Consider the following 8,792-nt stretch of genomic DNA (forward strand, 5'->3'; position numbering starts at 1 on the left):
ACATAATATTTTAAGCTAAATCAACTTGGCAAATCATGGTTCCAAAAGATAAATTAGTCGGCGTAGTCATCTCAGGAGGAAAAAGTAGCAGGATGGGCACTGATAAAAGCCTTTTGCTATGGAATAATAAACCATTTTATCTACATGCTGCTGAGATACTTGCTCCTTTTTGCAGTGAAATATATGTTTCATGTAATGTTTCTCAATCAAATAATTATATCCTTCCTGTCATCATAGATAAATATGGATCCTACGGACCAATTTCAGGAGTACTTTCTTCAATGCGCGCTCTCAGTGGATGTAGCATTATAACATTGCCGTGTGACATGCCAGAATTAAGTGAGGGTATTATTAATGAAATGATAAGTACAAACAAGGAAAGGCTGGACGGAGTATTTTTGAAAGATGACAATAATCAATTAGAGCCAATGTTGGCAATATATAATCCCACTATTTATTCAAAACTGCTTGCTTGGTATGATTCTGGCAATTACAGTCTTAAAAAGTTTATTGAATCTTGTGATAATATTTCCTATATAAAACTTGGCGCGCAGAGCCTTATCAATATAAATACAACAAAAGAACTTGATAATTTGAAAAGGAAATAATTAGTACTCAAATTTTTGAATCATTATTATTTTTATTTCAATTCATTATCATATTTATATTATTATATTTGGCCAAATACAAATCTTATAATATGATTCGAACAGGACTTATTCTTATGTGCATCTTGTACAATTTTGGTGCATATAGTCAAAGCAAAAAAGCTAATACAACAAAGTTAGATCAACCAAAATTAGTTGTGGGCATCGTTGTTGATCAAATGAGATATGACTTTCTCTACAGATATTATGACAGACTAAGTGAAAATGGCTTTAAAAGGCTCATTAACGGCGGCGTGAATTGTATCAATAATCATTACAACTATACACCAACGAACACCGGGCCGGGACATGCCACGATATATGCAGGAAGCCCTCCTGCCATCAATGGAATAGCCGGAAATGACTGGTATGAAAGATCATTGGGTAAAAAACATCTACTGTACTCAGGATTCTTCGGTATCAGGTGTTGGAAGTACTGGTGAAGCGGGAGAAATGTCTCCGCGAAACTTAAAGGTCACAAGTATAGCAGATCAGGTTAAATTAGCAAGTGGTAATAAAAGCAAGATCATAGGTATTGCATTGAAAGATCGAGGAGCTATCCTGCCTGCCGGACATAGTGCTGATGCAGCCTACTGGCATGATAATGGTACTGGTAATTTTTCAAGTTCAACATATTATATGGAGAAATTACCTCAATGGGTAGAAGATTTCAATAAATTAAATTACTCTGAAAAGTACTTAAATACTACCTGGGAGACCCTCTACCCTATCAATACCTATACTCAAAGTGATATCGATAACCAACCTTTTGAAAATACACTTAAAGGAGAAGACAAACCAATTTTTCCACACAAATACATTGCCGGGAAAAAATACAAATACGATAATATTCGCACATCTCCATTTGGCAATACAATGACTGCAGACTTCGCCGTCGCAGCTATCAAAGGTGAACAATTGGGCAAGCACAGTGCGACTGATTTCCTTGCAGTGAGCTTTAGCTCTACTGATTATATCGGTCATTCATTCGGTCCTAACTCTATAGAATCAGAAGATGCTTATCTTAGACTAGATAAGGATTTTGAAAAATTATTGAATACATTAGACGCTGAAGTTGGCAAGGATAACTATTTATTATTTCTGACAGCAGATCATGGTATATGTGATATTCCGGGACATAGTCACTATTATAAGTTGCCAGGCAACGTTTTAGACAAAAGTATTTTTTTAAAAAAAATCACTGACCACTTGAATTCAAAATTCGGTGAAGGAAAATACTTAATAGAATATGAAGATTATCAATACTTTGTCAACTTTGATCTATTGAAAGAAAAGAAAATTGAGTACAAAGAATTCTTTGAAGTCTTCAAAGCCGGCATGATGTCTAATGAAGGTATAGCTCAGATCATCGACCTTCATAATATTAGTGATGCTATGTTCCCTAATTTCTTTCTCAATAAGATTAAAAACGGAATAAATCCCAAAAGATCTGGAGATATCCTTGTAATACAAGAACCGGGTTGGATATCTTCTTACACCACAGGAACATCTCACGGATCATTGTATGAGTACGATACTCATGTTCCATTAATATTCTATGGTTGGGGTCTAAAACCTGCAGAGATAGTGGCTCCTGTTGAGATCACGGACATTGCACCTACTGTGGCTGCATTGCTTCATATTATGGCTCCTACAGGGAATATTGGAAATCCGATAGAGGGAGTGGTTAAGCAGAAATAGCTATTGGCTTTTGGCGAATGGCTGATGGCTTTGTTGTGGAAAGTTGATTATTTAGTATCAAAAGAAAGCTTCGAGTCATACAAATCAATTAAGTGTTTAAATAATAATAGGCTAAAAATTAAAAACTCATCAAGAAACAATGTGGCTATGCTAATTTTAAAAGTTACTCTACCAAAAAATATCCTCACCAAATTCACCACTTCTTTACTCAATATCTTTAGCGAAACGCCCGGCAAATCTATATCATGTTTCAATGTAGCTTCGACCTCAGTAATGTTTAATTTACGCTTCGCACAAATCTTAACAAGTTCAAGGTCAAACAAATAGCGGTCTATTTTTGTATCCAATAAGGCCATTTTACCCATTGAGGAAAGTCCTTTCAATCCAGCTTGAGTATCGGTCGTAGGAATATTGAATAACATCTTAACGGCAGATCGGAAATTCCTGGAGATCCATGCGCGCTTCGATGAGATCTGTTTGTAATAATTCTGATTCCTGGTAGCAAGGACAAGATCCGAGCCACTCAGGAGTGCTGTATAAACAGAAAGCACGTTCTCATCTAAGTATGGAAAATCTACATCCGTATAAATTGTATAATCAGCGTTTGAATGATCAACACCATGTCTAGTAGCAAATCCTTTGCCTCTGTTCTTTTCCAAGTTGAAATATTGGAAATTATAAACTTCAGAAGAAATCCTGTCTATGTCAAACGAAGAAATCAATTTGGTAGAACCATCATTGACCAAGATCCAAGATATTGAATCGACATTCAGAATTTTTTCAATAGATTTGCAACTATGGATAGAATTATCAACCCATCCGTCTTCCGGATTAAAACTTGGTGTTATTATGGCTAGATTTGGAATAATTTTTAGTGCTATTTTTTCGCAAATTTATATTAAAATTATTGCAAATCCCATAATTACCATATGGACTTTACAATTAATATGTATTTGTATTGCTTTTAACCAAGTAGTTTTTCATCCTGATGCATTTATGTTTACTAATAGTTATGATGGTCTGAAAAACTATTTCACTTTCTATCAATATGTTATTCAAGAAGCGAGTCCAATGGGACTTTGGCATTATACGCAAATGAACTACCCATTCGGTGAATACATCTTCTTTACTGACAACACACCTTTTTTGGCACTATTAATGCGATTTATTCATCAACATTTATTTGATATCAGCCATCATTTGGTTGCTATTCACAACTACTTTTTTCTCGCCTTACACTTAATTTTACCTGTTTTTATCTATAAATTAATAAAACCCAGTTATAGATCACAAATATTATTCATCATAATCATGTCAATAGGGATTACCTGGGTCAACCCGCAGGTTCAAAAATTCATATATGGCGTATTCAACTTATCCATTTCATTGTTTAGCGTTTTTGTACTTTTCATACTCAAGGACATCTATCGGCTTCACGTGGGAGAAAAAATAATTTGGCCCACTGCATTAAAGATTTTCGCACTAATCTTCCTTTCCGGTTTATTTCACATTTATTATGTACCAATCCTTGCCTTACCAATAGGTTTATTTTTACTTTATTTTAGTATACTTTCTTTGACACAAAAGAGCTGGTCAGGATTAGCCAAATATGCTTCCTTAGGATTATCAACTGCTTTAGCGGGAATTTTGCTACTTGTTTTGATAAACTCTGTCGATAGTTACGCGGCTTTGCGTCGTCCCGGAGCCCAGGGTTTTGGATATGATTTGTGGCAATTTGCTCCTGAAGCCATTATTACACCATACGTCTTCAATTCTATAGTTCCATTATTAAAATCTTGTATTACTACGATTGTCTCGTCAGAATCTCAAGGTTTTCTTGGAAATTTTATGATCTATAATTTATTAATTGGTTTAACTATTTTAGTAGGCTATATATTAGGCAAAAGAAATGGATTAAAGTCTTTTGGAAGAGCAATTAGAAATTCAAAATTCATCATCGGATTGATAGTTACCATGCTTATAGTGTATGCAACAGCTTCAGGCCCGTTTGTCAAATTTTGTTTTATCCCATTGTCTTTTGACAATTGGTTTTCGGTGTTTTATTTCTTCTACAAAAAAATCGATATAATAACTCAATTCCGATGTCTTGCCCGTTTTCATGGCCTGGATTTTGGATCTTATTCTACTTGAGTATTTTATTATATTTTAAATATTACAAAATCATTTCAACAAAAAATATTGCTTATGCAAATGTAGTTTCCGTCATATTATGCATGATAATGATTAAAGATGTTGCAGATTTTATCAAATACCAAAATGCTTTTAGATTGAGCAATGTTTTTCAAGAAAATGAAATTGAAACAAAATTTAAGGACTTGAAGAATTTAGATTTTTCAAAATATCAAGCTATTTATACTTTACCTGCTGTCATCGTAGGTTCTGAAAATTACGACATAACTTTAAATGATCAACCAGCTTGGACAGAATATTGGATGAGATTAAGTATCTACTCCGGATTGCCATTATTTAACTGCAAGATGTCCCGAACCGCCGAAAATCAAGCACAGGCGCAAATCGACGTTCTCCTAAAACAAAAGTGTCTGACCTCATTCTTAATAAAGTGAATGATAAAAAAGTCTTGGTAATTTATTGGCCGGATGGTGAGCGTAATTATGATGTTGCCGTGCAACCACTTGCCAGAACCGCTGCCTTCGAAGGAGTAAGATCATCAAACAGTTCAAGATGGATTCTTTGACAAGTATAGAGGGTATAATATATTATGAATGGGATATTAAAAATAATAATTGAACTCATTCCACAAATATCTAAGTACTTGCAAATCTTCTGACAAATTTTTTACCTAATCTAATAGCAGGCAATTCTATTAAATAGTATAAAAATGTAGCAGCCAATATGGTACAGACCAATGTAAAAACAGTATAATAAAACAAAAATATTCCCTCATTTCCACCACAATATGTATTGAGTAAATATTCAAAATTACGCATTACAATATTCGTAAACAACCAGTGAGAAAGATAAACACCGTATGATATTTTACCCAAAAACTAAATACGTTATGCGAAAGAATGTCCTGGATTCGTTTTGTATTGATGATATAAAGCAATAAGCATGCGGATGCTAGTCCGGAAAAAGCATATTCATCAATATATAATATACTTGACATAAAATATTGAATATTCCCAGGCAAAGGGCACAGGGCAAGAAAATGTCTCATGGAATAAAAGAAAAAAACAATAGGTATTAACCACCATCGATATTTATACCACCATTTGCTTGTATCGCGAAACTCAACAATTCTTTTAAAATTGTTAGCGATTAAAACACCCAGGGCAAAGTGTAATAAAAATTGCGAATAATATATCTTCCCTGCGAACATCAATCCGATAATCATGAAGATTAAGAGTTTATTACTCTGACGTACTACTATCACTAAAAATGGTACAAGTAATGACAAAGCAACCTCAACCCCCAAAGTCCAATCAGGAAAAAACAAATGATGGTGATCTCTTACTAATAACGCCTCTTCCCAGAAAAAATGAGGATTCGTAGTAATTGTCGTCTTAAATAGTGTGAAAATATTTTCATTATTATGGGCATACAAATAATAAATGATAAGCATAAAGAGAAAGGCAGGATAAAGCCTAAATATTCTTGCTATCGAATACCTCTTATAATAAGAAGAATCTATTTCAGTGCTTTTATTAATAGCCTTAATTGATAAGACCAAGCCACTCAATACAAAAAACATTGCTACAGCATCACTTCCATTTAAGAAAAACATAGCAATCTTTGTTTCCCTCATCCAGTCCCAATGTGAACCTAGAATATGGTAAAAGACAACCGAAAGCGCTGCTATGCCTCTCACTGCATCCAAATATTCTATTCGATCAGATTGATGATCTGTACTTGTCATCATTTAGGTAGAACTGTAATGTGAAAAAAGGTAAGCAAATCTGTTGAAAGTAGCGTCAGTCTCAAAATATATAAAAATATTTAATTTTCAATTTGACTAAATCGAAGTTACTACATTTTATTACAAATTTTCATATAACATGAATTCAAATCCTTTTTGCTTGGATAACTCGAAATTAATGGCATATATCTAATTTAATCAAAAAAGGCCTACCCTAAAGTAAGCCTTTTCTATATTCTTTAAAAGATATTCTATTGAGATAGTAATGCAGGTTCTGCGGCAGCGCCCGGAAGAATTCACTACTATAGCTGCTACCATGCAAAGTGCAAATAGAGAAGCTGCAAGTACCCATGTTAGTTTTCAACAAAATCAATTGAGTTGGATGCACCAAAAGCTGATTCGCCGCCTGACCACCAAAATTCGCATCTACTCCCCACCTTTTGGGTTCTGTATCAATACAACTGCCATCAATAAAACTCCAATGATCGCTATCAAAACTGTTATAAAACCTATCATATTAAATATTTTCTTTATTTATTTTGTCTATTTTAGCCGCAAAGTTAATCTTTTTCTCTGGATATTTCTCCATTAATTTTTCATAAATTTTTACTGCTTTCTCTTTATATCCCTGAGCATAGAGAATTTCAGCAAATGGCTCTGATATCAATAGATCATTATCCAACACACTTTGCTGCACTAGATGATTGACGAACTCTTTCTTTTTGTGCTTTTTGACCTTTTTTTTCTTGACAACTTCTGCCACATTGGTATCACCTATTTCAACACTTATATCTTTTTTCGCCTCATCCAAATTTCGCGCAGAATCGGCATCTTCAGGAAGATCCAGCTGTATTTTGGAGATGTCCATATCTTCAGGAACCACAATTCCATGCCTACCGGTCCCCTTTAAAAATTTGGCAAATCCCGAAAGTTCCATACTATCCTCCTTTTCCTCTATAACTTTAGATGTCACACTGCCAAATGATAAGTTGATACTACTTTTTTTATAAAATGTTGATTTTACAACTACCCTATCTTGCTGCACCTTCTCAACCCATGCATTTTCATCGGATTCAGAAGAATGAACTTCCTCTTTTGCAGGTACAACCTCTATTCTGCCAATGCCCCTTATTTTTTCTTTAGAATTAATATCTATTACATTACTCTGCCGTTCGACAGCAGTACTAACTTCTTTTCCAGTAGATGTTTGAAGTTCATCGATCTCTGACTTTTGGTGATCCAAGGACAACAGACCCATTTTATACCAGGTATATAACCCATCATTACACAAGACCGGTGGATTGTATTCTTGATTGTTGTCAATTAGATCTGACTGATATTTGAGAGAATGTAGGATACTAAATAGATTGAAAAATGGAAATAAATCTAAAAATTTTTGAAATATGCCTTTGTCTATCGATTTGAACATCGAAGGAAATTGAATCAAACGACTGATCTCATCCATAGATAATAAGGCAAACACGCTGCAAGATAGTAATTATGTGCTAACCCAAAAACAAAAAGTTAATCTACCAATTGGTAAATGCCCTATTAAATACATCTTCGGATAGTTGATCAAAGATTTCACTAGCCAATTTATCGCGCACATCAATAAAGTTAGCATCCTTGCTAAAATCTTTGAAGAAAGTAAAGTTGGAGTTCCACTTGCTCTTCTCATGTTTATTGTCAATGAAGTTTACATTGATAGTGATCTCAAGCCTGTTAGCTGAAGGGACCTGATTGTTCTGAGGCGCCACAGGGGAAACTATGAAATTCGTTATTTTTCCTACGAACTCTATGTCAGGATCTACCTCTGCATATTTTGAGTCTTGTTTCTTTTCTGATCTTATCCTTGAGTTTTTCTGTTATCTCCTGCGCAAGCTGAAAGGGTGCATCATAACTTATCTACTGTAAAATTTGCTATATAAAGCAGTATTGGAGTCTCAGGTATAGAAGTTCCCTTGAATGAATAACAGCCTGACATAATCACAATCAAAGTGAGAAACGGAGGCTAAAAGACTTTTTTTGATCTGGGCTTTACTGTTGTGAATGTTCAAATATAGGACAAATCTAAAGGATGAACATCGATTGAGGTTTAAATAAAAGCTGCCCTTCAGTGGCAGCTTTTGTATATAATAAGGTTTAATGTCCTTTTACTCCTGGTGATATCTAGTCTTATCTGTCACTTAGTAACTCGATTGACCGGAAGGTCTTTGATGACATTTATAGCTTCATCGATGTAAACATCTTTTTAAGTCCTTTTTAGAAAGTTAATATTTCTTCCATTACTAACTGAATCCATGTTTATTTGCGCAAGGTCATCCAAAATTTCCATCTTCAAACCAACTAATATCTACAAAAAGGTCATTGAATTTTTGCCTGACCTTTCTGGTATCAATATCCTTCTTAAGTAGCTATAATCTCAATGGAAATTCCTTCCCTCTCACTTTGTATTTGATATTTTGCATTATTGTCCAATCACAACAAATGTTGGATTATTGCTGTTCTATTCTTCGAGTTAGCTTTCACTTCTTCCAAATTCTTGA

Annotated in this window: 10 protein-coding genes; 5 read left to right on the forward strand and 5 right to left on the reverse strand. The window is 34.2% G+C overall.

Annotated features, from left to right (window positions below; all coding sequences use genetic code 11):
• Window positions 1-35: 35 nt before the first annotated feature.
• The 3 genes from mobA to IPI15_RS19165 all read left to right on the forward strand — a co-directional run bounded on the left by mobA (window position 36) and on the right by IPI15_RS19165 (window position 2,348).
• Entirely contained in the window at window positions 36-608 is a 573-nt protein-coding gene (mobA, locus tag IPI15_RS19155; protein ID WP_287421787.1) for a molybdenum cofactor guanylyltransferase, read from the forward strand.
• 92 nt (window positions 609-700) lie between these two features.
• Window positions 701-1,090 carry an alkaline phosphatase family protein gene (locus IPI15_RS19160; protein ID WP_287421788.1) on the forward strand — a complete coding sequence of 130 codons (390 nt, stop codon included), beginning with the start codon at window positions 701-703 and terminating at the stop codon, window positions 1,088-1,090.
• Window positions 1,017-2,348, forward strand: a complete 1,332-nt coding sequence (locus IPI15_RS19165) for an alkaline phosphatase family protein (RefSeq protein WP_287421789.1) — start codon at window positions 1,017-1,019, stop codon at window positions 2,346-2,348. Before IPI15_RS19160 ends, IPI15_RS19165 begins: the two co-directional genes overlap by 74 nt.
• A gap of 47 nt (window positions 2,349-2,395) precedes the next feature.
• On the opposite strand, the gene IPI15_RS19170 is transcribed toward IPI15_RS19165, so the two are convergent.
• Window positions 2,396-3,151, reverse strand: coding sequence for a glycosyltransferase (locus tag IPI15_RS19170; protein ID WP_287421799.1), 756 nt, complete (start codon window positions 3,149-3,151; stop codon window positions 2,396-2,398).
• Between IPI15_RS19170 and IPI15_RS19175 the strand changes: the two genes are divergently transcribed.
• Together IPI15_RS19175 and IPI15_RS19180 are read left to right on the forward strand one after the other, a co-directional pair.
• Window positions 3,051-4,499: a hypothetical protein gene (locus tag IPI15_RS19175; protein ID WP_287421790.1), complete on the forward strand. Its 1,449-nt coding sequence runs from the start codon at window positions 3,051-3,053 to the stop codon at window positions 4,497-4,499. The two genes, IPI15_RS19170 and IPI15_RS19175, sit on opposite strands and share 101 nt — an antisense overlap.
• Before the next feature lie 89 nt (window positions 4,500-4,588).
• The gene (locus IPI15_RS19180) at window positions 4,589-4,933 is read left to right on the forward strand and encodes a hypothetical protein (RefSeq protein ID WP_287421791.1); all 345 of its coding nucleotides are present in this window, start codon (window positions 4,589-4,591) and stop codon (window positions 4,931-4,933) included.
• Between the two features lie 201 nt (window positions 4,934-5,134).
• On the opposite strand, the gene IPI15_RS19185 is transcribed toward IPI15_RS19180, so the two are convergent.
• The 4 genes from IPI15_RS19185 to lptE form a co-directional block, all read right to left on the reverse strand.
• Window positions 5,135-5,317 carry a hypothetical protein gene (locus tag IPI15_RS19185; protein ID WP_287421792.1) on the reverse strand — a complete coding sequence of 61 codons (183 nt, stop codon included), beginning with the start codon at window positions 5,315-5,317 and terminating at the stop codon, window positions 5,135-5,137.
• The gene (locus tag IPI15_RS19190; RefSeq protein WP_287421793.1) at window positions 5,317-6,249 is read right to left on the reverse strand and encodes an acyltransferase family protein; all 933 of its coding nucleotides are present in this window, start codon (window positions 6,247-6,249) and stop codon (window positions 5,317-5,319) included. The genes IPI15_RS19185 and IPI15_RS19190 overlap by 1 nt, the downstream gene beginning before the upstream one ends.
• 514 nt (window positions 6,250-6,763) lie before the next feature.
• The gene (locus tag IPI15_RS19195) at window positions 6,764-7,729 is read right to left on the reverse strand and encodes a hypothetical protein (RefSeq protein WP_287421794.1); all 966 of its coding nucleotides are present in this window, start codon (window positions 7,727-7,729) and stop codon (window positions 6,764-6,766) included.
• Between the two features lie 46 nt (window positions 7,730-7,775).
• A complete protein-coding gene (lptE, locus tag IPI15_RS19200; protein WP_353845338.1) occupies window positions 7,776-8,096 on the reverse strand; it encodes an LPS assembly lipoprotein LptE in 321 nt (106 codons plus the stop codon).
• Window positions 8,097-8,792 lie beyond the last annotated feature (696 nt).

The sequence above is a fragment of the Candidatus Brachybacter algidus genome (assembly GCF_016707225.1).
Taxonomy (GTDB): domain Bacteria; phylum Bacteroidota; class Bacteroidia; order Chitinophagales; family Saprospiraceae; genus Parvibacillus; species Parvibacillus algidus.